Here is a 20,116-nt window from a genome sequence, read left to right as displayed (position 1 = left end):
ACAGGACCCCGCCCCACAGGAAACCGTGGATGCGCGGATACCGATCGACAGGCGAGCACGAGGAGTTGTGTGATGGCGAAGGCATATCTGGTGGGCAGCGGAATCGCGGCACTGGCCGCGGCGACGTTCCTGATCCGCGACGGCGGCTTCAAGGGTTTCGACATCCACCTCTTCGAGGAACAGCGGACCCTCGGCGGCAGTCTGGACGCGGGCGGCACGCCGGACACCGGCTACACCATGCGCGGCGGGCGCATGTTCGAGGCCGAGTTCCGCTGCACCTACGACCTGCTCTCCGGCATCCCCACCCTCGACGACCCCGCCGTCTCCGTGACCGAGGAGATCCTGGCCGGACACGAGGAGCTCGCCTGGGACGACATCGCCCGGCTCGTCGACGGGAACGGCAAGATCGTCGACACGACCTCCATGGGGTTCTCCGAACGCGACCGGCTGGAACTGGTCCGCTGCCTGGCCACACCCGAAGGGCACCTGGACGGCAAGAAGATCACCGACTGCTTCGGCGAACACTTCTTCACCACCAACTTCTGGTTCATGTGGTGCACCACGTTCGCCTTCCAGCCCTGGCACAGCGCCATCGAGTTCCGCCGCTACCTGAGGCGCTTCATCCACCTGCTCTCCGAGTTCGCCTCTATGTCGGGCATCCACCGGACCCGCTACAACCAGTACGACTCCATCGTCCGGCCCCTGACCGCCTGGCTCCGCGGGCACGGCGTCACCGTGCACACCGGCTGCCACGTCACCGACCTCGGGTTCGCCCCGGGCGCCGGGCACGGCACGGTCGAGACCATCTACCTGAACCGGGACGGTTTCGACCAGGAGATCACCGTCGCGCCCGAGGACCTGGTCCTCGTCACCAACGGCTCCATGACCGATGCCTCCAGCCTCGGCTCGCACACCTCCGCGCCGCCGCCGGCCCCGCACCGCTCGGACGCCTGGCTGCTGTGGCACCGGCTGGCCCGTGGCCGCGACGACTTCGGTGACCCCGCCGTCTTCGACAAGCACGTCAAAGACTCCCGGTGGGAGTCGTTCACGGTCACCACAAGGGACCCCGCCTTCCTGGAGGCACTCAAGGAGTTCAGTGGCCGCGAGACCGGCAAGGGCGGACTGATGACCTTCACGGAATCCAACTGGCTGCTCACCATCGTCGCCAACCGCCAGCCCGTCTACCGCGACCAGCCCGAGGACGTGTCCGTCTGGTGGGGCTACGGCCTGCACCCCGGCCGCGCCGGCAATCACACACCCAAGCCGATGACCATGTGCTCCGGCCGCGAGATCCTCGAAGAGGTCCTGCGGCACCTCCCGTTCGACGAGCGGACCAAGGCCCGGATCCTGGAGACTTCCACCGTCGTGCCCTGCGTGATGCCGTACATCACCAGCCAGTTCCTGGCCCGCCGCCGCGACGACCGGCCCAAGGTCGTACCCGAGGGATCGGTGAACCTCGCCTTCATCGGCCAGTTCGCCGAGGTGCCCGACGACGTCGTCTTCACCGTCGAGTACTCCGTACGCACCGCATGGACGGCGGTGGCGCAGCTCCTCAAGCTGGACGTACGGCCGCCGCAGGTCTACAAGGGCCACCACGACCCCCACGTACTGGCCTCCGCCCTGGAGACCATGCATCGCCGGTAGACCACCCGGTTCGAGGGACGACCGGTCCCCGGTCGGGGACCATCGGCACCCACGGGAACAGCGTGGTCCGAGAGACAGTGGAGACAGGAGCGGCACCGATCCCCCGCGGTGTCGCTCCGTACAGGTTGATACGCCCTCAGCCGCGCGAAGCAGGGACCACCGGACGCCGACCGAGGCCGAACGGCCCTGGTGCGAGATACTCCCGCGCGGTTCGAATGACCCGATCAGGCCCACGCGTGGCTCCGGGAGACAGTGAACTGTGAGTGACCCATCGATACGGAAACCTGCCATGGCCAGCGACGACGACCCGTCGAGCTCCTCAGGAGCGCACACGAGTGTCGAGCTGGACGGGGACGAAGCGCTGCGGCTGCTGGGCAGTGTGTCCTTGGGGCGGGTCGTCTTCACCCGGCACGCGCTGCCGACCGTCCGCCCGGTCAACCACGTCCTGGTCGACGGCGACATCGTCATCCGAACCCACGGTGACGCCGCGCTGGCCCGGTACGCCCGGCAGCCCGGGGGTGCGGGGGCCGTCGTCGCCTACGAGGCCGACGACATCGACCCCGGCACACACACCGGGTGGAGCGTGGTTGTCACCGGCTATGCGTGGCTGGTCACCGATCCGCGGGAACTGGCTCGCTACCGGGCCTTGTTGCGCCCCTGGGTGATGCAGCGGATGGATCACGCCATCCGCATCCACCCCGATCTGATCACCGGGCTCCGTCTCACGGACCACGCCCCGCCCCCGTTCGCCTGAGCGCCGTCAGTCGTGCGGCACCACCGCGACCGGTGCGACCGCGTGCTGGAGGACCGTGTGGGCCACCGGACCGATGTGCGAGCCGAGCGAGCCCTCTCGGCTGCGGCGCCCGACGACGATCAGTGACGCGTCACGCGAGACGTCCACCAGGTGCGCACCGGCGTCCCCGACCACGGCCTCCTCCGTCACCTCGACGCCTGGGAACTTGTCCTGCCAGGGGCGGAGCACGCCTTCCGATGTCTGCCCGTCCTGGGCCGGGCCGGCGTCATCCTCAGGAGCGGAGGGGGAGGTCTCGGCGCCCCAGCCGTGGATCACACGCAGCCTCGTGGCGCGCCTGGACGCGGCATCGAACGCGAATTCCAGAACGTCGTCGTCGGGAGCGCGCAGGTCCAGCCCCAGCACCACGTCACGGTACGGGGTGGTCCCGTCGGACTCCTCGAACGCTTCTGGTCGGCGTTCCTGCCCGGTGTCCTCCACGGCGCGGACCAGGACGACCGGCCGCTCGGCTCGGGCGACCACGGCGAGGGCCACGGAGCCGAGCAGGGCTCCCGCCACCTTGCCGAGGCCCCGCGATCCGAGGACGAGGACTTCGGCCTCCCTCGCGGCCGCGATCAGCGCCGGCACCGGTCGGCCGGCAATCTGCTCGGCACTCACTCGTACACCGGAGTGGCGGTGGGCCAGCCGGGCACGCGCCTCGACCAGCAGGCGGGCGGACCGGTCCGCTCCCGGCGGGGGAATCTGCTCGCCCGCAAACGGCACGTACTCGTGCGGCTGTTGCTCCCCCGCGTGCACGACACGGAGGGGGATCTCGTACAGCGCGGCCTCACGCGCGGCCCATTCTGCCGCGGCGAGGCTTTCGTTCGAGCCGTCCAGACCAACGGTGACGGTACGGGACATGAGTGGGCCTCCTTCGGGAATGTGCTCCCACTCTCGTGTCCCCCGCGCCTGCGGCACGAGGGACCGTAGGTCCCTGAGTGCGGACCAGCCGGTCCCTGTGACGGGAGAGTTCCGTGCCTCGGATCATGTTTGTCCTACGGTTCGCGTGTTTGTGGTTCGTGGTCGTCGCGGGGAGCGCCGGACGGCCCGGTCGCTCCTTCCCCTCCGGGTCTTCAGCCGCCCGTGAGTTCCGGGCGGATCAACGTGCCCGACCTGCCGTGCACGATCTCGTACGCCGCGTCCAGGGCGCCGATGGCGGCCAGGCCTCCGGTGCGTTCGACGAACCGGGCGGCGGCCTCGGCCTTGGGCCCCATAGAGCCGTCCGGGAAGCCCCGGCGGCGCAGCTCGGCGGGGGTGGCGTCGAGGACGGGTTGCTGAGCGGGGGTCCCGTAGTCCTCGTACACGCACGGGACGTCGGTGAGGATGAGCAGGAAGTCGGCCTTCAGGTCCTCGGCCAGCAGGGCGGCCGTGAGGTCCTTGTCGATGACGGCCTCCATGCCCGTCAGCGCGCCGGTGTCGTTGTCCGCGGTGACGGGGATGCCCCCGCCGCCCGCACAGATCACCAACGTGCCGCTGTTCAGCAGCTCATGGACGGTGTCGGTCTCCACGATCCGTTCCGGCACAGGTGAGGGCACGACGCGGCGCCAGCCGGTGGTGGTGTCCTGCGCGATGTGCCAGCCTCGCTGGTGGGCGAGGGAGCGGGCCACGTCTCGGGAGTAGACCTGGCCGACGAACTTGGTGGGCCGTGCGAACGCGGGATCGTCGGCCCGGACAAGGGTGTGGGTGACGAGGGTGGCGATGCGGCGGCCCGGGAGGGCGTCATGCAGCGTGCAGGCCAGCAGCGAGCCGATCATGCCCTGGGTCTGGGCACCGAGCAGGTACAGCGGGTAGGGGACGCTGAGGGCGGGATCGGCCGCGCTCTCCACGGCGAGCAGGCCGATCTGGGGGCCGTTGCCGTGCGTGATGACGACCTCGTGCTCGTGGGCCAGGGCGGCCAGCGCGGTGGCGACGCGGTCGATGTTGGCCTGCTGGACGGCGGCGTCGGGACGTTCACCCCTGTGGAGCAGGGCGTTGCCTCCGAGCGCGACGACTATGCGCATGGCTTCAGTCCTCCAAGGTGGCGACGAGTACGGCCTTGATGGTGTGCAGCCGGTTCTCCGCCTGCTCGAAGACCAGCGACGCGGGTGAGGAGAAGACGTCGTCGGCGACTTCGAGTCCGTCCAGGCCATAGGCGTCGAAGAGGCTCTGGCCGAGGTGGGTACTGCGGTCGTGCAGGGCCGGCAGGCAGTGCATGAACCTCACGTCCGGGTTGCCGGTGGCTGCGAGGGTCTTGTCGTTGACCTGGTACGGCAGCAACAGCTCGATCCGCTCCCGCCAGGCGTCGGCGGGCTCGCCCATCGACACCCAGACGTCGGTGTGCAGGAAGTCGGCACCGTGTACGGCGGTCTCGACGTCCTCGGTGATCGTGATCCGGGCGCCGCTGCGCTCGGCCAGTTCGCGGCAGGTGGTGATCAGTTCGGGGTCGGGCCACAGCCGGGCGGGGGCCGCGACGCGCACGTCCATGCCGAGCAGGGCGCCCATGGACAGCAGCGAGTTGCCCATGTTGTTGCGGGCGTCTCCGAGGTAGCAGTAGGCGATGTCGGGCAGCGGCTTGCGGCTGTGTTCGCACATGGTGAGGACGTCGCAAAGGCTCTGGGTGGGGTGCGCGGTGTCGGTCAAGCCGTTGTAGACGGGTATGCCGGAGTAGGTGGCGAGATCGGTGACCAGCGACTGGGCCGAGCCCCGATACTCGATGGCGTCGAACATGCGACCGAGCACTCGGGCGGTGTCGGCAACGGACTCCTTGGCGCCGATGTGGGTGTCGCCGGGGCCCAGGTAGGTGGTCGCGGCGCCTTGGTCGGCGGCGGCGACCTCGAAGGCACAGCGGGTGCGGGTGGAGGTCTTCTCGAAGATGAGTGCGAGGTGCTTTCCGGTCAGCCGGGGCCGCTCGGTGCCTGCGCGCTTGGCCGCCTTGAGGGTGGCGGCCAGGTCGAGGAGGTGGTGGATCTCGGCCGCGGTGAAGTCGAGTTCGCTCAGGTAGGAGCGGCCTCGCAGGTCGACGGTCATGGTGGTTCTCCTTGCCGGGTCGGACTGGTCAGGTGGCCGGGTCGCGCTCGATGGGGCAGCTCATGCAGCGTGGGCCGCCGCGTCCACGGCCGAGTTCGGCGCCGGCGATGGTGACGATCTCGATGCCCTGCTTGCGGAGGTAGGTGTTGGTGGTGACGTTGCGCTCGTAGCCGACGACGACACCCGGGGCGACGGCGAGGAAGTTGCTTCCGTCGTCCCACTGTTCGCGCTCGGCGCCCCGGATGTCCTGCGGCGCGGACAGCATCCGCACCTTGTCCAGGTCCAGGGCCTCGGCCAGGGCGGTCGCCAGGTCGGAGTCGGGAGTGACGTCGAAGCCGGTCTCGCGGGCCGTGCTGGGCAGCAGCGTCCATGAGCGCAGGGAGTCGGCGAGGCCGGGGTAGATGGTGAAGGCGTCCCGGTCGACCATGGTCAGCACCGTGTCGAGGTGCATGTAGGCACGGGTGGCGGGCAGTTGGACGGCGATGAGCCGCTGTGCCGTGCCCGTGGCGAACAGCCGGGAGGCCAGGTTCTCCACCGCCTGCGCGGTGGTGCGCTCGCCCATGCCGACCATGACGGCGCCGTTGCCCAGGACGTGCACGTCACCGCCTTCGAGGGTGCCCACCGCGCCGTCGAGGAGGGGTTCCACGGCGGCGTCGGCGAACATCGGGTGGAAGCGGTAGATGGCCTCGGCGTGCAGGCTCTCGCGCCGCCGGGCGGTCTTGGCCATCGGGTTGACCGACAGACGGTCGTACACCCAGCAGGAGTTGTCGCGTGGGAAGAGGTGGTTGGGCAACGGGGCGAGGGCGAAGTCCTCGGCGTCCAGCGCGTTCCAGACCAGGCTGTGCGGGGTGGCCAACAGCAGGTCGCTCTTGAGGAGTCCGCCTATCAGGTGTCCGGCGAGGGTCTCCCCGTCGAGCTCGGCGCACAGTTCGCGCACCGGGTCGACCAGTGCGGGCCCGACGGTGGCCGGGGTGATCACCCGGTCGAGCAGCCAGTCGCGGGCTTCGTCCGTGTCCAGGGTCCGGGCCAGCAGGTCGGCGAAGTAGTGCACCCGGGTGCCGTGGTCGCGCAGCACCTGGGCGAAGGCGTCGTGTTCCTCACGGGCGCGCTTGGCCCACAGGATGTCGTCGAAGAGGAGGGCGTCGACATTGCGCGGGGTGAGGCGGGAGAGTTCGATGCCGGGGCGGTGCAGGATCACCTGGCGCAGGCGGCCCACTTCGGAGTCGACGTGGAACGTGTTCATGGCGTTGCTTCCTCTGTTGAGGTCGACGGTGGTCAGTCCTGGTGGCGGTGGGTGTCGTGCTTGTGCGTGCCGCCTACGCGTTTGGTGCCCGGTCCGCGCGTCAGCCGCTTGGGCGGCGCCGGAGTCTCGGGGGCGCGCTCCTCAAGCGGGGCACCTGCGGCGGGGGCCACCACGCTCGTGTCGCCGTACTCGCCCTGGCCCCGCTTCAGCCAGACGTAGACCGGCACGCCGAGCAGCAGCACGAACAGCCCGTAGTAGACGGTCTGGTAGCCGCTGCCCTGGATCGACCAGTAGGAGAAGGCCAGGGCCAGCGCGGCGACGGTGACATCGCGGGCCAGCCGCCGTCGGCTGAGGGTCTCCCGTCCGCGCACCAGCAGCCAGTACAGCTGGGCGGCGGCGGAGAACAGGTACGGGACCACCGCAGTGAACACGCTCAGCAACACGATCTTCGTGAAGACGTCCTCGAAGCGCGTGTAGCTGAACACGGTGATCAGAGAGGCCAGCACAGTGGAGGCGATGATGCCGAAGGACGGGACTCCGCTCTTCCCGCGTAGTTTCGCGAAGGAGCCAGGGAAGAGGCCGTCGCGGGCGGCGGCGTACGGCATCTCGGCGCACAGCATGGTCCAGCCGTTGAGGGCGCCGATCCCGGAGACGATGGCGGCGACGGCGACGGCGTCCCCGGCCCAGCTGCCGCCGACGATGTTGTTCGCGGCGTCGGTGAACGGCGCGACGGTGTCGCCCAGCGCCCCGTGCGAGACGGTGCCGAAGACCGCGAGCGTGCCCAGGATGTAGATGACGGCACACAGGAGCGTGCCGTACACGGTGGCTCGTGGCACGTTCCGCTCGGGATCGCGCACCCGGCCGGCGACCACCGAGGCGGCCTCCAGGCCGAGGTAGCTGAACAGCGCGATGGCGGCCGCGGCCGAGATGGCACCCAGCGCCGACTGGCCACTGGAGTTGAAGGCGCCGAAGTTGTCCGGGTCGATGAACAGCAGCCCGATGGTGGCCATGAAAACGAGCGGCACGAACTTCAGCACCGTGGTGATCACCTGGAACGCGCCCATGTTGCGGACTCCGGTGAGGTTGATCGCGGCCGCCGTCCAGAGTCCGGCGAGGGCGATGGTCATGGAGATCCACGTCTTGTGGCCCGTGTTGACAAACACCTCGACGTAGCCGACCCAGGCCACGGCGATCGCCGCGTTGCCGGCCCACGCGGTGATCCAGTACGACCACGCGTTGAGGAATCCGGCGAACTCGCCGAAGGCCTCCCGGGCGTAGACGTACGGACCGCCGCTCGCCGGCACCCGCTTCGACAGGGACCCGAAGGTCAACGCGAGCGCCAGCGCGCCCAATGTCACGACGCCGAAGGCGACCAGGGAGACGGGCCCGTACGGGGCTAGTGCGGACGGAAGGGCGAAGATTCCGGTCCCGATGATGGTGCCGATCACGAGCGAGGACGCGGCGGGCAGACCGAGAGAGGCCTTGGGCGCCGCTCGCTCCCCACTGGTCGTGGTCCTGGGCATGGTTGTGCTCCTTGTGCGGTTCAGTACGGATGGTGCGATCCGCCGACAATGCTTCTGCGCCACGCCGGGCCAGGGGCAGCGGCCACACGGCCCGCAGGAGTGCCGAAGGTCCCGGTCCAGGAGGTCCGAGCAGCCCCGGCTCAGAGTGGTCACCCGCTGATTGACGTCGCCGAGCGCTCCCTCACAGCCCGATCGGAATCGAGAATGGCCGCTCCGCGGTCCCGTGTTCGGCTGTTCGTCGACGGCTCGGCGCTCGAAAGCCGCCTGGTGTCGCTCCGAGGCGGCGAGCAGGTCGGTGTTGTACCTGGACCACGTCCGGGGCCGTGAGTCCGGACAGCATCTTGGTCAGCGCGGCGATGTCGTCGGCCTCGACCGTGCGCCCCGCCTTCAGGGCCTCGTTCAGGCCGACTTCGCTCTGCTCCGACAAGGTGCGAACAGCGGTCGGTCGGCCCGCTTCGGTCACTGCGACCCGCTCGAAGATCCGCACGTCGTAGTGGGCGTCAGGGCCGGCAGGCCGCCCGGCCCGGACGACTCGTCGGCGGGATGCGCGACCACCGGAGGCACACACCGCACCCCGTCCGGTGGTCCGTGCCCGGTGCCGGTCGCCTCAGGTGTAGATGATCTGGCCACCGGCCGCGTGCTCATAGAACTCGCCGACCGTGATGACGCCCTGGACCTGCTCGACGAGGTCGTCCTTGTCGAGTTCGAAGAGGTCGACCGAAGCCTTGCAGGCGTAGATGCCCGCGCCGCTGTCGGAGATCATCTCGATGAACTCGGGGATGGGCGGGATGTCGAGCTTGTCCATCTTGCGTTCCATGTAGCGGGTGACCAGGTCCGGCACACCCGGCATGCCGCCCAGCAGGGTCGGCAGGTGCAGGCCCGGGTTGCCGACCGTGGCCAGCTTGATGTGCTCCCACCGCTTCTTCGTGATCGCGTCCAGGCCGAAGAAGGTGAAGAAGAGGTCGGCCTCGATACCCTCGGCGCGGGCGCCGTTGGCCATGATCAGGGCCGGGTAGATCCCTTCCAGGGATCCCTTGGAGACGATGATCGAGACCTTCTCGATCGTCGCCCGGGTGGTGGCGGTGTCGGCCATGACGGCACGCTCCTCGATGGCAGAGACGATGGCAGAGATGTCGGATGCGGAGATGTCAGATGCAACCGCGCGGCTTGGGAATTCCGGCGATCTTCGCGGCGGTCTTGGCGGGGCCCTTGGGGAAGAGCTGGTACAGCTCCTTGACGCTCACGCCGGAGGTCTTGCCGAGCACGCGCACAGTGGGGCCGGTGCCCTTGGCCGCGTATTCGGCGCGCATGAACCGGATGACCGTCCAGTGCCGGTCGGTCAGGTTCTCGACGCCCGCCTCGTGGGCGATCTGCTCGGCCATGGGTTCGGTCCACTGCGCGGGGTCGGTGAAGAAGCCCTCGTCGTCGACGGGTACGGCGGTGTCGTCGTAAGTGGCGGTGGGCATGGCGGTGTTCTCCTTCATTCGGGCGTTCGGGCGTTCGGGCGTTCAGACGTGGACGTGGTTCTTGCCGTGCTCTGGCATCGCCGAGCTGATCCCAGGCAGTTCCCGGCCGGGCAGCAGGTTGTGCCAGTACAGCCACTCGAACGCGAGCTTGCCGAGGTGGTTGGCGTGCGACTCCTTCAGCAGCGGCAGCCCCACTGCGGCCGGGAAGTGACCCGGCAGCGGCTCGGTCTCGTAGTTGAAGTCGATGAGCAGGGCCTTGTGGAAGCCGGTCTCGACGAAGCAGTTGGTGTGCCCGTCGAAGGTGGCGTCCAGCGGCTGTCCGGCCAGGAAGCGGGCGATGTTGTGCGTGAGCGTCTCCCCGGCGAAGTGGGCCACCGAGCCGGCCTTGGACGCCGGCAGCCCGGCCGCGTCCCCGATCGCGAACACCTCGGGACGCTCGGGGTGTTGGAGGGTGGCCTGGTCGACGGGGATGAAGCCCAGTTCGTCACCGAGGCCCGGGGAAAGGCCGACGTACGTGGCACCGCCGTGCAGTGGCACGACCACCGCGAGGTCGAAGGGCACCTCGCGTTCGTCGTACGACACCAGTCGGCCGCCTTCGCCGTCGACCTCACCGAGCGTGAACTCGGTGACCAGCTCGATGCCCTTGTCCGCCAGCAGCCCGCCGAGCGCCTTCGCCGCGACGGGCTTGGTGAAGGCGGCGTCCAGCGGGGTGACGTACGTCAGTCGGACCTTGTCGCGGATCCCGCGCCGCTGGAAGTACCAGTCGGCCAGGAAGGCGAACTCCAGTGGCGCGACGGGGCACTTGACCGGCAGATCCGCCACGTTCACCACGACGCGCCCGCCCTCGAAGCGCTCCAGGGCGTGGTGCAGAGCCACGGCACCGGGAAGGTCGTAGAAGGTGAAGACCTTCTCTCCCCAGCCGGGACCCGTCAGCCCCTCGGTCTCCTCCGGCAGCAGCGCGGCCCCGGTGGCGACCACGAGGACGTCGTAGGGCAGCCGGATGCCGCCGCTGAGGTGCACCGTCCGTGCGTCCAGGTCGACCCGCTCGATCCTCGCCATCTTGTAGTCGATGGCGGCGTTCAGCTGCCGCGGACGTGACCGGACGAGGTGGCGCGGCTGGGCCGCGCCGAAGGGGACGAACAGCAGGCCGGGCTGGTAGACGTGGTCGTCGTCCTGGTCGACCACGGTGATCCAGCATTCGTCCTCGTCGTACGTGCGGCGCAGCCTGTTGGCCATCAGCGTGCCGGCGGTGCCGCCTCCGAGTATCACGATGTGTTTGCCCATGTCCCCACTGTCGTGCGGGAGATGAGGCCCGGGCATGGGCCGTTGGTCCCCGTTCCGGTACCCACCCGGGTATGTCTTCGCCCCGCCCCGCAGGCCCTATGCTCCGCCCGCCCACCGCGAACCCCCTGAAAAAAATACCTACCAGGGTATGTCAACACGGCGGGGTGCGGCCTCTCGGCCGGCCCCACCGTTCGCGGTCGACTGGAACCCGACAGCAGCCGACACCGAAGAGAAGGGGCCCTGCCATGACCGGCACCGCACCGCAGGCCCTCCCCACGAACCAGCCGCAGGACCCGGACGTGCACCGCCTCGAGGTGACCCACGCCGACCGCGACATCTACACCGTGGACATCCGCGGCCACCACATCCACGTCGACCAGCCCGTCGAGGCGGGCGGCACGGACATCGCGCCCACCCCCACCGAGTTGTTCGCCGCATCCCTGGCCACCTGCGTCGCCTTCTACGCGGGCCGCTACCTCCACCGCCACGGCCTGGACCAGGCAGGACTGCGCGTCCGTACGGAATTCACCATGGCCACCGACCGGCCCGCCCGCGTGGCCTCCATGCACGTCACGATCGTCCCGTCACCCGGACTGCCCGAGCGGCGCCGCGCGGCCCTGCTCGCCGCCGCCTCGCGCTGCACGGTCCACAACACCCTGCACGAGCCGCCCGAGATCGGCGTCGAGTTGGCGCCATGACCACACGCTCGGCGCCACCGGCGTCACCTCTCCTGGACCGCATCCGCCGCGGCCTCATCGGCGACGGCGAGGTGCTGGAGGGCCCTTACGGCCCCCGGCGCCTCGTCTACGCCGACTACACCGCCTCCGGCCGCTCCGTGGACTTCGTCGAGGACTTCGTGCGCGAGCAGGTGCGGCCCCTCTACGGCAACACCCACACGGAAAGTTCCAGCACTGGCCTGCGGACGACCCGGCTGCGCGAGGACGCCCGCCGGATCATCCGCGACGTGGTCGGCGGCACCGAGGACGACCTGGTCATCTTCTGCGGCTCGGGAGCGACCGCGGCGGTCAACAAGCTGGTGGGCATCCTGGAGCTGCGTCGGCCCGACCCGCTGCCGCGGGCCGTGCGCCCGGTGGTGTTCGTCGGCCCGTACGAGCACCACTCGAACGAACTGCCCTGGCGGGAGTCGGTCGCCGACGTCGTGGTCATCGGCGAGGACGCGGACGGTCACATCGATCCCTGCGATCTGGAGGCGCAGTTGGTCCGCCATGCCGACCGGCCGCTGCGCATCGGCAGTTTCTCCGCCGCCTCCAACGTCACCGGCATCCTCACCGACACCGACCGCATCGCACGTCTGCTGCACGCGCACGGCGCCCTGCCCTTCTGGGACTACGCGACCGCCGCCCCGTACGTTCCGATCCGGGTCGCCGAGAGCACCCCAGGCGCCGACGATCACAAGGACGCGGTCTTCCGAGCGAACTGACGTCCAGGGCGCCCATAGGGGCTCCACGGGCGCCCTGGAACGCGGGTTCAGCGGCTGCGCAGAGCGGCCAACGCAGCGTCGAGATCGGCCGCGCGCGGGCGGTTGTGCGGCAGCCTGCCGAGCACGGCCGCCATGCCGCAGGTGTTCGTGAGGGCGGAGAAGACCAGGCCACCCGCGATACCGGCCGAGATCAGCAGGAGGGCCGGGTGCACTAGCAGGCCGAGGAGGAGGCCCAGGAGCACCACCGTGCCGGCGGTGAAGCGCACTTGGCGCTCCATGCTCCAGCCGGCGCGCGTGTCGCAGGCGGTCGGGGTGTGCAGGTCGTGTCCCTCGGCGGCCCAGGCGCCGGTGCCACCGGAGAGGGTGGCGGTCGGTATGCCCTGCTCGGCCAAGAGCTTGCAGGCGCTCTCCGAGCGGGCACCGGAGGCGCAGACGACGAGGACGTCACCCTGCTCGGAAGCGCGGCGTATCTCCGGCAGAGCGCGGCGGACGTGGTCCAGCGGGATGTTCAGGGCGCCGGGCAGATGGCCGGAGGCGTACTCGGCGGGCGTGCGCACGTCGATGACGGTGAGCTCGTGCAGCCGGGTGCGGGCCTGCTCGGTGGCGAGGGTCACGGGGGCGGGGGTGTTGGTCATGGCAGGTGTGATCCTTAATGGTCGACGCCGTCCCGAAGCGGGACGTACAGTACCCCTAGGGGTATTTTCTTTGAGGAGTGGTCGTGGAACTGGAGCTTGAGGGCGCGGACCTGAAGTCCGTACTGAACCGGCTGCGCCGTGCGCAGGGTCAGATCTCCGGTGTGATCCGGATGATCGAGGAGGGGCGCGACTGCGAGGACGTCGTCACGCAGCTCGCCGCCGCTTCACGCGCGCTCGACCGGGCCGGTTTCGCGATCATCGCGACCGGCATGCAGCAGTGCATGACCGACATCGAATCCGGCCGCAAGAACGGCGAGGACGCCCAGCAGATGCGCGCGCGTCTGGAGAAGCTGTTCCTGTCCCTGGCGTGAGAGTTCGCGCCGCGGCGGCCGTCACAGCACCGCTTCGATCAGCATGAAGGCCGCCACCGCCAGCAGTACCAGCGCGAAGACCCGCTGAAGCGTGTGTCCCGAGATCTTCGCGGCCAGCCGCTTGCCGTCCCAGGCGCCGAGGATCGCAGCCGCGACGAACGGCCCGACGAACGCCCAGTCCAGCTCCTCGACCGTGCCGGCGCGCGTCGCCAGCGCGGCCAGCGAGTTGACGGTGATGACCAGCAGGCTGGTACCCACCGCGTTGCGCATCCGCAGACCCAGCACGCTCACCAGCGCCGGTACGGCGAGGAAGCCACCGCCGACACCAAGGACACCGGTGACCGCACCGAGCCCGCCACCGGCTGCCGCCACCCGCACCGGCCGCACCGTCACGGTGCCCTCCGCGGCCGGCCGGGACCGCAGCATGCGCAGGGCGGCCACTCCCGCGACCACGGCGAAGGCCGCTGTCAGCACGGCGGCCGGGATACGTCCGGCGAGCGCGCCGCCCAGCATCGCCGGGCCGATCCCGGCCGCCGCGAACAGCAGCCCCGTACGCCGGCGGACGTTCCCGTCGCGGGCGTGCGCGACCAGCGCGGTGACCGAGGTGAGCGTGACGATGACCAGACTCGCGGTCGTCGCCCCGACCGGACTGAAGCCGAGCAGATAGATCAGGGCGGGGACGGCCAGCACACTGCCGCCTCCCCCCAGCGCGCCGAGCGCCATGCCGATGACCGCGCCGGCGGCCAGGGCGAGTATGAGAGTGCTCACGCGACGGTGCCGTTCCCGCCCTGCGGATCCACCACCGGCAGCCCCGCCTCCGCCCAGTCGCACATCCCGCCGATCACGTCCACCGCCTCCGCGCCGCGAGTGGCCAACAGTTCCGCGGCCCGCCGGGAGCGGTTGCCGGAGCGGCAGATCACGACCAGGGGCCGCGCCTGCGCGTGAGACGGCAGCCCCGCCCCGACGGCCGGCGCCGACAGCGGCAGATGCACGGCGCGCGGCGCGCGGCCCGCCTGCCACTCGTACGGCTCGCGCACGTCCAGCAGCACGGCGTCACCGCCGCTGCCACTAGCGGCGGCGTTGCCGTGCCCGGTGCGTATCGCCGCCTCCTGCACGCTCACGCGGCCTGCGCCGCCCCGTACTTGTCGGAAGATGCTCATGTCGGTTTCTGGCTCCTGCTTTCCGTGTCGGAAGTGAAGATCGGCGGAACGCCTACGGCATCCGATGCCGTCAGGGCGTCCGTACGGCGAGGCCCGCCTTCTCGGCCGCGTCGAAGGAGTCGTCCACGGCCACGACCTCACGACCGGCCGCGTCCAGCAGGGAGGCGGCGATCGCGGCACGCATCCCGCCCGCGCAGTGCACCCACACCTCACCGGCGGGAACCTCCCCGAGGCGGCGGTGCAGGGCGTGGACCGGGATGTGGACCGAACCCTCGATGTAGCCGGCCGCCCGCTCCGAGCCGCGTCGCACATCGAGGACGACGACGGCCGCCACGGGGCGCCGCCCCGCGAGGTCGGCGAACGTCGCACGCCGGAAGGAGGCCGGTGCCTTGCCCTCGGGCACCCAGTCGGCCGGTGCGCCGGTGGCCGCGGCGGCGGGGCGGTCGATGCCGACCCGGACCAGCTCGCGCTGGGCGGCGGCGAGTTGCTCGGGCGACTCGGCCAGCAGCGTCACGGGCTTGCCCCACGGGATCAGCCAGGCCAGATACGTGGCGGGTTGGCCCTCGGCCTCGAAGTTGAACGAGCCGGACACGTGCCCTTCGGCGAAGGCGACGCGGTTGCGCAGGTCCACCACCCACTCCCCTGCCGCCAGCCGGGCGGCTATCTCCTCGGCGTCGGCGACGGCGGGTGGGGTCAGGTCGACGGGCGTGGGTCCGGCGGCGTTGGCAGGGCCCATGTGCGTGTAGTAGGCGGGGATGTCGTCCAGGCCGGCCAGCAGGTCGGCGACGAAGGTGTCGACGTCCCGGGTGAGGGCCTCGTTGGACGCCTTCTCCTTGCCGATGGTCGTGGCGCTCCCCTCCGCCTGGGCGGACGAGCAGAAGCTGCCGAATCCGTGCGTGGGCAACACCTCGGTCTCGTCCGGCAGTTCGGCGGCGAGACGGTGTGCGGAGGCGTGCTGGGCGCGGGCGAGCCGCTCGGTCAGCCGAGGCTCCACGAGATCCGGGCGGCCCACCGTGCCGATCAGCAGCGAGCCGCCGGTGAACACCGCGACCGCCACGCCGTTCCCCTCCAGCACGTAGGAGGTGTGGTGCGGGGTGTGACCGGGCGTCGCCACGGCGCGCAGGGTCAGTCCGGCATCGGCGTCGATCTCCGTACGGTCGCCGTCCTGTACCGGTATCCGCGCGAAGGAGACCCTGGCCCCGGCAGGGACGAGATAGGCCGCACCCGTGATCCGGGCCAGCTCCAGGCCTCCGGTGACGTAGTCGTTGTGGAGGTGCGTCTCGACGACGTGCGAGATCCGCACCCCGCGCCGGGCGGCCACCGCGATCATCTGGTCGACGTCACGGGGCGGGTCGACCGCCACCGCCGTCCGCTCACCGCCCGCCAGGTAACTGCGGTTGCCGAGCCCTGCCACCTCGATCGTGTCGACGAAGAACACGCGGTACTCCCTTCCAGCGAAGAATTACCCCGGGGGGTATGCTTACAACCGTAACACCAGTACCCCGGGGGGTATTTCCCAGGGCAGGAAAAGCCCCGGGAAACACCTCACGAGTACCTCGCACACGGCCGGACACCCGTCCCCCGCCACGCGAGCCGACCAGAAGGACCACAGCCATGCGCTACGACCGCACCGTGCACCTCGACACCGACTTCGCCACCACCGTCGCCCGCACCCGCGACGCCCTTGCCGCCCAGGGCTTCGGCATCCTCACCGAGATCGACGTCACCGCCACCCTCAAGGCCAAGCTCGACCACGACATGGAGGACTACGTCATCCTCGGCGCCTGCAACCCTTCCCTCGCCCACCGCGCCCTGGAGACCGACCGCACCATCGGACTGCTGCTGCCCTGCAACGTCGTCGTCCGCCGCGACGGCGACCGCACCGCCGTACAGGCCCTCGACCCGAACACGATGATCGCCCTCACCGGACTCGACGCCCTGCGCCCCGTCGCCGAAGAGGCCACCCGCCGCCTCGACGCCGCCCTTGCCGCCCTCACCGCAGCCGGCGCGGACAGCTGACGTACCGCGGGGCGAGCGCCCGCATCCGGTGTCGGCCGCACACCGGCCGCTGGGTGCACGGGCGGTCGAGACGTCCTCGCCCGGATACCCCGCGAGTTGGTGGACGAACGGCCGGAAACGCGCACTTGGGCGGTGCCGTGGATCTTGTGGATACCTGCGGCACGGCTGCTCACCGGGCGGCTCCGGGGTATGGGGTCCGCGCCGTTTCCACGGCTGTGCGCAGCGGTTCCACCCAGGACCGGGCGAGCGTGCGGGCCGGTTCCGGTCCGGACAGTCCCGAGACGTCGCCGACGAGGGCGACCGAGCGGTACCGGCCGAGTGGTGCAAACTCTGTGACGTACACGGGACGGCGTCGCCCGGCGATCGTGAGTCCGTCGGGGAAGGTGTCGTCGGGCGGGAGGACCAGCCCGTTCAGCGTCCACGGCGTCACCCGTGTGTCCGGTGAGTCAACGGTCATGCGGCGCAGGAGCCGGCCGTATGCGATTGCGTCCCGGCACTGCGCTGACCGCGCGCAGGGCGTACGGAGCCCGGACCCACGCCAGGACGCGACAGCTCGCCCGATCACCCTCTCCAGGTACCGGCCCGCCCCGTCCCATGAGGTGTCCGCAGCGGGGTGCTGCCGCGTTCACCAGAGCCGAACGGGCCACGGAGGAAGGTCCGTTCGTCGATGTGCCGGTACCCTTCCGGCCCGGGTCGACGTGGACCGGGGCGATCCACACTTCAAGCATGATTGATTCAACAGGGACTGAAACGACCGTCGGACCGCTCCTCGAAGCGGACCTGGCGGCAGCCGCATCGGTGTCCCTGCTGCAGGTCGTCGCCGACCCGGTCCGCTGGAGCGTGCTGCAACAGCTCGTGCGCGGACGGGCGTGCGTGTGCAGCCTGCAGGAGCACCTGCCGATCGCCGCGAACCTGCTCAGCTACCACCTCAAGGTGCTGCGCGAGTCCGGTCTGGTGACCACCAGCCGACGGGGCCGCTGGATCGACTACGCCCTCGCCGACGATGCACTCGCCCGCATGCGCTCGTCGCTGCCCGGACTGCCCGCGCCGGGGCGGGTGCGGCCATGAGCATCGCCGACCGGCTGCCCGCCTCGACCCGCGGCAGGACGCTGGCCCTGGCCGGTGCCGCGGGTGCCTGGATACTCGCCTACTGGATCAACGGATGGGTGTGGGACCGGCTGCTCCACGATGTCGCCGGACTACGGGCCGACGCCCGGCCGACCGAGACGATCCGCTTCTTCTGCTACGACACGGTCAAGATCGCCCTGCTGCTGGCGGGCATCATCTTCGTCGTCACCGTGCTGCGCTCCTACATGAGCATCGAACGCACCCGCGCGCTGCTCGGCGGCAGGCGGGAGGGTGTCGGCAACGTCATGGCCGCCGGCCTGGGCGTGATCACCCCGTTCTGCTCGTGCAGCGCCGTACCGGCGTTCATCGGGTTCGTCGCCGCCGGCGTCCCGATCGGCGTCACGCTGAGCTTCCTCATCGCCAGCCCGCTGGTCAACGAGATCGCGATCGGCCTGCTGTTCACCCTGTTCGGCTGGCGGATCACAGCTCTCTACATCGTGGCCGGCCTGAGTGTGGCCGTCGTCGCCGGCTGGACTCTGGGCCGCCTCGGCGTACAGAAATGGGTCGAACCCTTCGTGTTCGAGACCCGCCTGGGCGGCCAGGTCATCGACTCCACCGCCGGCCTCACGTTCGCCCAGCGCCTCCAGATGGGCGCCGAAGAGGTCACCACGATCCTGCGCAAGATCTGGCCCTACCTGCTCGTCGGCATCGGCCTCGGTGCCGTCATCCACGGCTGGGCACCGGCCGACTTCTTCACCTCCCATGCCGGAGGCGGCAACGCCTTCGGCGTCCTGCTCGCCGTCGCCGTCGGCGTGCCCCTGTACTCCAACGCCGCCGGCGTCATGCCGCTCGTCCAGGCCATGTACGAGAAGGGACTCCCGATGGGCACCCTGCTCGCCTTCATGATGAGCGTCGTCGCCCTCTCGCTGCCCGAGATGATCCTGCTGCGCCGCGTGCTGAAACCGCAGCTGCTGGCCGCCTTCGTGGCCGTCGTGGCCACCGGCATCGTCGCCGTCGGCTACCTGTTCAACCTCATCCTCGTCTGACCCGCCCACGATCCCGAAAGGACACCCCGCCATGATCATCAAGGTACTCGGCCCCGGCTGCGCCAACTGCCGCGCCCTGGAACGCGCGACCCGCGAAGCCGTGAACGCCCTCGGTCTCGACGCCACGATCGAGAAGATCACCGACTACCCCACCATCGCCGCCTACGGGATCATGAGTACGCCCGCCCTCGTCGTCGACGAGAAAGTCCTCACCTCCGGCCGTGTCCCCACCCCCGCCCAGATCCGCGAACTCCTCACCGACATCAACGGCTGACAACCGTCATCGCCGTTCCTGCCCGGACCCTACTGGCCCGGACCCGGTAGCTGGTCGTAGGCCCACAACAGGTCTTCGACGCGCGGGGCTCGGTGAGAGCGTGCCCACTTCGAGACGACGCGGACGCCGTCACCGGCCCGACTGTCCAGGCCGGCGGCACGAAGGCGAAGGGCGGTCCGGCCGCCGTGCCGGTCAGCCAACAGGACCTCAAGGCGCAGAACGCCGCCGACAGCAGCTCCACCTCTCCCGCCCTGCCGATCGCCGTCGGCGCCGGCCTGCTGACCGCCGGCACGATGACCACCCTGTTCGCGCTGCGCCGCCGCAGGGCGTGCGGGGACCCCAACAGCGGCCGTGCAGGCGCCGGCCTCTCGCCGACGAACCCCGACGGTCCCGGCCAGGTACAGGCCGGGACCGTCTCCCTTCACTCGTCCTACTCGTCCTACTCGTCGGCGATCCAGTGCTCGAATGCCGTCAGATGCCGCTCCGAGGCGGCGAGCAGGTTGGTGTACACCTGGCGCGTGTCCGGGGCGGTGAGTCCGGACAGCGCCTTGTTCAGTGCGGCGATGTCGTCGGTCTCGACCGTACGGCCTGCTGCCAGGGCTCCGGACAGGCTGTCCTCGCCCTGCTTCAGGAGCCGGTCGTAGGTGGCCTGCACGCCCGGGTCGGCGAACTCACCGGCCGGCTTGCCGGCGGTCGGGTCGGTCACGTCGTAGCGGTCCAGCAAGGTGCGCACGGCGGTCAGGTGCTGGGTCTCGGCCGCCGAAATCCGCTCGAAGACCCGCACGTCGTAGCGGTCCGCGAACGCCGTGTAGAGGTCGTGCGCGAGCTTCTCCTCCTCGGCCATGCCCGCCAGCGTGGCCTTCTGAGCGGCTGTCAGGGTGCCCTGCTCGGCCAGCGCGGCTCCGTCGCAGGTCCCGTCGTGCTGCCGGATGCCGTCCGTGGTGCCGCCGTGGTGACGCGCCTGGTGCTGAGCGTCCGACAACATGCCCTGGGGCATGGTCCGCGCGGCCACCGGCCCGCCGCCACCGGGTTCCGCGATCACCGGGCCCACCGCCAGCACGCCGCCGATGGCGAGCGCACCCGCGGTGACCGCTGTCGCGATCTTGATGTTGCGCTTCATGGCGAACCTCCTCGGTTTCGTGGGAG

At 70.3% G+C, this 20,116-nt stretch carries 23 protein-coding genes and 1 pseudogene; 9 read left to right on the top strand and 15 right to left on the bottom strand.

Going from position 1 to position 20,116, the window contains the following annotated elements; translation table 11 throughout:
• Window positions 1-54: 54 nt before the first annotated feature.
• Both LUX31_RS31750 and LUX31_RS31745 read left to right on the top strand, forming a co-directional pair.
• Window positions 55-1,644 (top strand): annotated as a pseudogene (locus LUX31_RS31750) (oleate hydratase); the annotation flags it as partial.
• A gap of 289 nt (window positions 1,645-1,933) precedes the next feature.
• The gene (locus LUX31_RS31745) at window positions 1,934-2,398 is read left to right on the top strand and encodes a pyridoxamine 5'-phosphate oxidase family protein (protein ID WP_235478740.1); all 465 of its coding nucleotides are present in this window, start codon (window positions 1,934-1,936) and stop codon (window positions 2,396-2,398) included.
• A gap of 6 nt (window positions 2,399-2,404) precedes the next feature.
• Here LUX31_RS31745 and LUX31_RS31740 read toward each other — a convergent pair whose 3' ends face one another.
• From LUX31_RS31740 to sqr, 9 genes are all read right to left on the bottom strand, one after another.
• Entirely contained in the window at window positions 2,405-3,295 is an 891-nt protein-coding gene (locus LUX31_RS31740) for a universal stress protein (RefSeq protein WP_235478739.1), read from the bottom strand.
• A 212-nt stretch (window positions 3,296-3,507) separates the two neighbouring features.
• On the bottom strand, window positions 3,508-4,434 hold the full coding sequence (locus tag LUX31_RS31735) for a carbamate kinase (protein WP_235478738.1): 927 nt from the start codon (window positions 4,432-4,434) through the stop codon (window positions 3,508-3,510).
• A gap of 4 nt (window positions 4,435-4,438) precedes the next feature.
• Window positions 4,439-5,440, bottom strand: coding sequence for an ornithine carbamoyltransferase (argF, locus tag LUX31_RS31730; RefSeq protein ID WP_235478737.1), 1,002 nt, complete (start codon window positions 5,438-5,440; stop codon window positions 4,439-4,441).
• A gap of 28 nt (window positions 5,441-5,468) precedes the next feature.
• Window positions 5,469-6,683 (bottom strand): arginine deiminase, encoded by a 1,215-nt coding sequence (locus tag LUX31_RS31725; protein WP_235478736.1) that lies wholly within the window; start codon window positions 6,681-6,683, stop codon window positions 5,469-5,471.
• Window positions 6,684-6,715: 32 nt separating this feature from the next.
• Complete coding sequence (locus LUX31_RS31720) at window positions 6,716-8,206, bottom strand: APC family permease (protein ID WP_268828224.1); 1,491 nt, start codon at window positions 8,204-8,206, stop codon at window positions 6,716-6,718.
• Between the two features lie 181 nt (window positions 8,207-8,387).
• Window positions 8,388-8,693 carry a hypothetical protein gene (locus LUX31_RS31715; RefSeq protein ID WP_235478735.1) on the bottom strand — a complete coding sequence of 102 codons (306 nt, stop codon included), beginning with the start codon at window positions 8,691-8,693 and terminating at the stop codon, window positions 8,388-8,390.
• A gap of 120 nt (window positions 8,694-8,813) precedes the next feature.
• Window positions 8,814-9,299 carry a DsrE/DsrF/DrsH-like family protein gene (locus tag LUX31_RS31710; RefSeq protein ID WP_235478734.1) on the bottom strand — a complete coding sequence of 162 codons (486 nt, stop codon included), beginning with the start codon at window positions 9,297-9,299 and terminating at the stop codon, window positions 8,814-8,816.
• A gap of 55 nt (window positions 9,300-9,354) precedes the next feature.
• Entirely contained in the window at window positions 9,355-9,672 is a 318-nt protein-coding gene (locus LUX31_RS31705; RefSeq protein ID WP_235478733.1) for a TusE/DsrC/DsvC family sulfur relay protein, read from the bottom strand.
• A 42-nt stretch (window positions 9,673-9,714) separates the two neighbouring features.
• Window positions 9,715-10,956, bottom strand: coding sequence for a type III sulfide quinone reductase, selenoprotein subtype (gene sqr, locus LUX31_RS31700; RefSeq protein ID WP_235478732.1), 1,242 nt, complete (start codon window positions 10,954-10,956; stop codon window positions 9,715-9,717).
• A 245-nt stretch (window positions 10,957-11,201) separates the two neighbouring features.
• Between sqr and LUX31_RS31695 the strand changes: the two genes are divergently transcribed.
• Together LUX31_RS31695 and LUX31_RS31690 are read left to right on the top strand one after the other, a co-directional pair.
• Window positions 11,202-11,654, top strand: a complete 453-nt coding sequence (locus LUX31_RS31695) for an OsmC family protein (RefSeq protein ID WP_235478731.1) — start codon at window positions 11,202-11,204, stop codon at window positions 11,652-11,654.
• Complete coding sequence (locus LUX31_RS31690) at window positions 11,651-12,397, top strand: aminotransferase class V-fold PLP-dependent enzyme (RefSeq protein WP_235478730.1); 747 nt, start codon at window positions 11,651-11,653, stop codon at window positions 12,395-12,397. The genes LUX31_RS31695 and LUX31_RS31690 overlap by 4 nt, the downstream gene beginning before the upstream one ends.
• Before the next feature lie 47 nt (window positions 12,398-12,444).
• Here LUX31_RS31690 and LUX31_RS31685 read toward each other — a convergent pair whose 3' ends face one another.
• Window positions 12,445-13,032: a rhodanese-like domain-containing protein gene (locus tag LUX31_RS31685; protein WP_235478729.1), complete on the bottom strand. Its 588-nt coding sequence runs from the start codon at window positions 13,030-13,032 to the stop codon at window positions 12,445-12,447.
• 83 nt (window positions 13,033-13,115) lie between these two features.
• Between LUX31_RS31685 and LUX31_RS31680 the strand changes: the two genes are divergently transcribed.
• A complete protein-coding gene (locus tag LUX31_RS31680) occupies window positions 13,116-13,403 on the top strand; it encodes a metal-sensitive transcriptional regulator (protein ID WP_101403955.1) in 288 nt (95 codons plus the stop codon).
• Between the two features lie 21 nt (window positions 13,404-13,424).
• Here LUX31_RS31680 and LUX31_RS31675 read toward each other — a convergent pair whose 3' ends face one another.
• The 3 genes from LUX31_RS31675 to LUX31_RS31665 all read right to left on the bottom strand — a co-directional run bounded on the left by LUX31_RS31675 (window position 13,425) and on the right by LUX31_RS31665 (window position 16,001).
• Window positions 13,425-14,171 carry a sulfite exporter TauE/SafE family protein gene (locus LUX31_RS31675; protein ID WP_235478728.1) on the bottom strand — a complete coding sequence of 249 codons (747 nt, stop codon included), beginning with the start codon at window positions 14,169-14,171 and terminating at the stop codon, window positions 13,425-13,427.
• The gene (locus tag LUX31_RS31670; RefSeq protein ID WP_235478727.1) at window positions 14,168-14,563 is read right to left on the bottom strand and encodes a rhodanese-like domain-containing protein; all 396 of its coding nucleotides are present in this window, start codon (window positions 14,561-14,563) and stop codon (window positions 14,168-14,170) included. Before LUX31_RS31670 ends, LUX31_RS31675 begins: the two co-directional genes overlap by 4 nt.
• Window positions 14,564-14,633: 70 nt before the next feature.
• Window positions 14,634-16,001 (bottom strand): MBL fold metallo-hydrolase, encoded by a 1,368-nt coding sequence (locus tag LUX31_RS31665; protein ID WP_235478726.1) that lies wholly within the window; start codon window positions 15,999-16,001, stop codon window positions 14,634-14,636.
• A 176-nt stretch (window positions 16,002-16,177) separates the two neighbouring features.
• Between LUX31_RS31665 and LUX31_RS31660 the strand changes: the two genes are divergently transcribed.
• Window positions 16,178-16,582, top strand: coding sequence for a DUF302 domain-containing protein (locus LUX31_RS31660; protein ID WP_235478725.1), 405 nt, complete (start codon window positions 16,178-16,180; stop codon window positions 16,580-16,582).
• Between the two features lie 169 nt (window positions 16,583-16,751).
• Here LUX31_RS31660 and LUX31_RS31655 read toward each other — a convergent pair whose 3' ends face one another.
• On the bottom strand, window positions 16,752-17,039 hold the full coding sequence (locus tag LUX31_RS31655; protein WP_235478724.1) for a hypothetical protein: 288 nt from the start codon (window positions 17,037-17,039) through the stop codon (window positions 16,752-16,754).
• Window positions 17,040-17,308: 269 nt separating this feature from the next.
• Between LUX31_RS31655 and LUX31_RS31650 the strand changes: the two genes are divergently transcribed.
• From LUX31_RS31650 to LUX31_RS31640, 3 genes are read left to right on the top strand one after another with little or no spacing between them, the layout of a single operon-like run.
• On the top strand, window positions 17,309-17,650 hold the full coding sequence (locus LUX31_RS31650) for an ArsR/SmtB family transcription factor (RefSeq protein ID WP_235478723.1): 342 nt from the start codon (window positions 17,309-17,311) through the stop codon (window positions 17,648-17,650).
• Window positions 17,647-18,696, top strand: a complete 1,050-nt coding sequence (locus tag LUX31_RS31645; protein WP_235478722.1) for a permease — start codon at window positions 17,647-17,649, stop codon at window positions 18,694-18,696. The genes LUX31_RS31650 and LUX31_RS31645 overlap by 4 nt, the downstream gene beginning before the upstream one ends.
• Window positions 18,697-18,727: 31 nt before the next feature.
• Window positions 18,728-18,970, top strand: a complete 243-nt coding sequence (locus LUX31_RS31640; RefSeq protein ID WP_235478721.1) for a thioredoxin family protein — start codon at window positions 18,728-18,730, stop codon at window positions 18,968-18,970.
• Window positions 18,971-19,409: 439 nt separating this feature from the next.
• On the opposite strand, the gene LUX31_RS31635 is transcribed toward LUX31_RS31640, so the two are convergent.
• The gene (locus LUX31_RS31635) at window positions 19,410-20,090 is read right to left on the bottom strand and encodes a ferritin-like domain-containing protein (RefSeq protein ID WP_235478720.1); all 681 of its coding nucleotides are present in this window, start codon (window positions 20,088-20,090) and stop codon (window positions 19,410-19,412) included.
• Window positions 20,091-20,116 lie beyond the last annotated feature (26 nt).

The organism is Streptomyces sp. GQFP (assembly GCF_021545335.1).
Taxonomy (GTDB): domain Bacteria; phylum Actinomycetota; class Actinomycetes; order Streptomycetales; family Streptomycetaceae; genus Streptomyces.
This window is presented reverse-complemented; position numbering and strand designations above follow the sequence as displayed.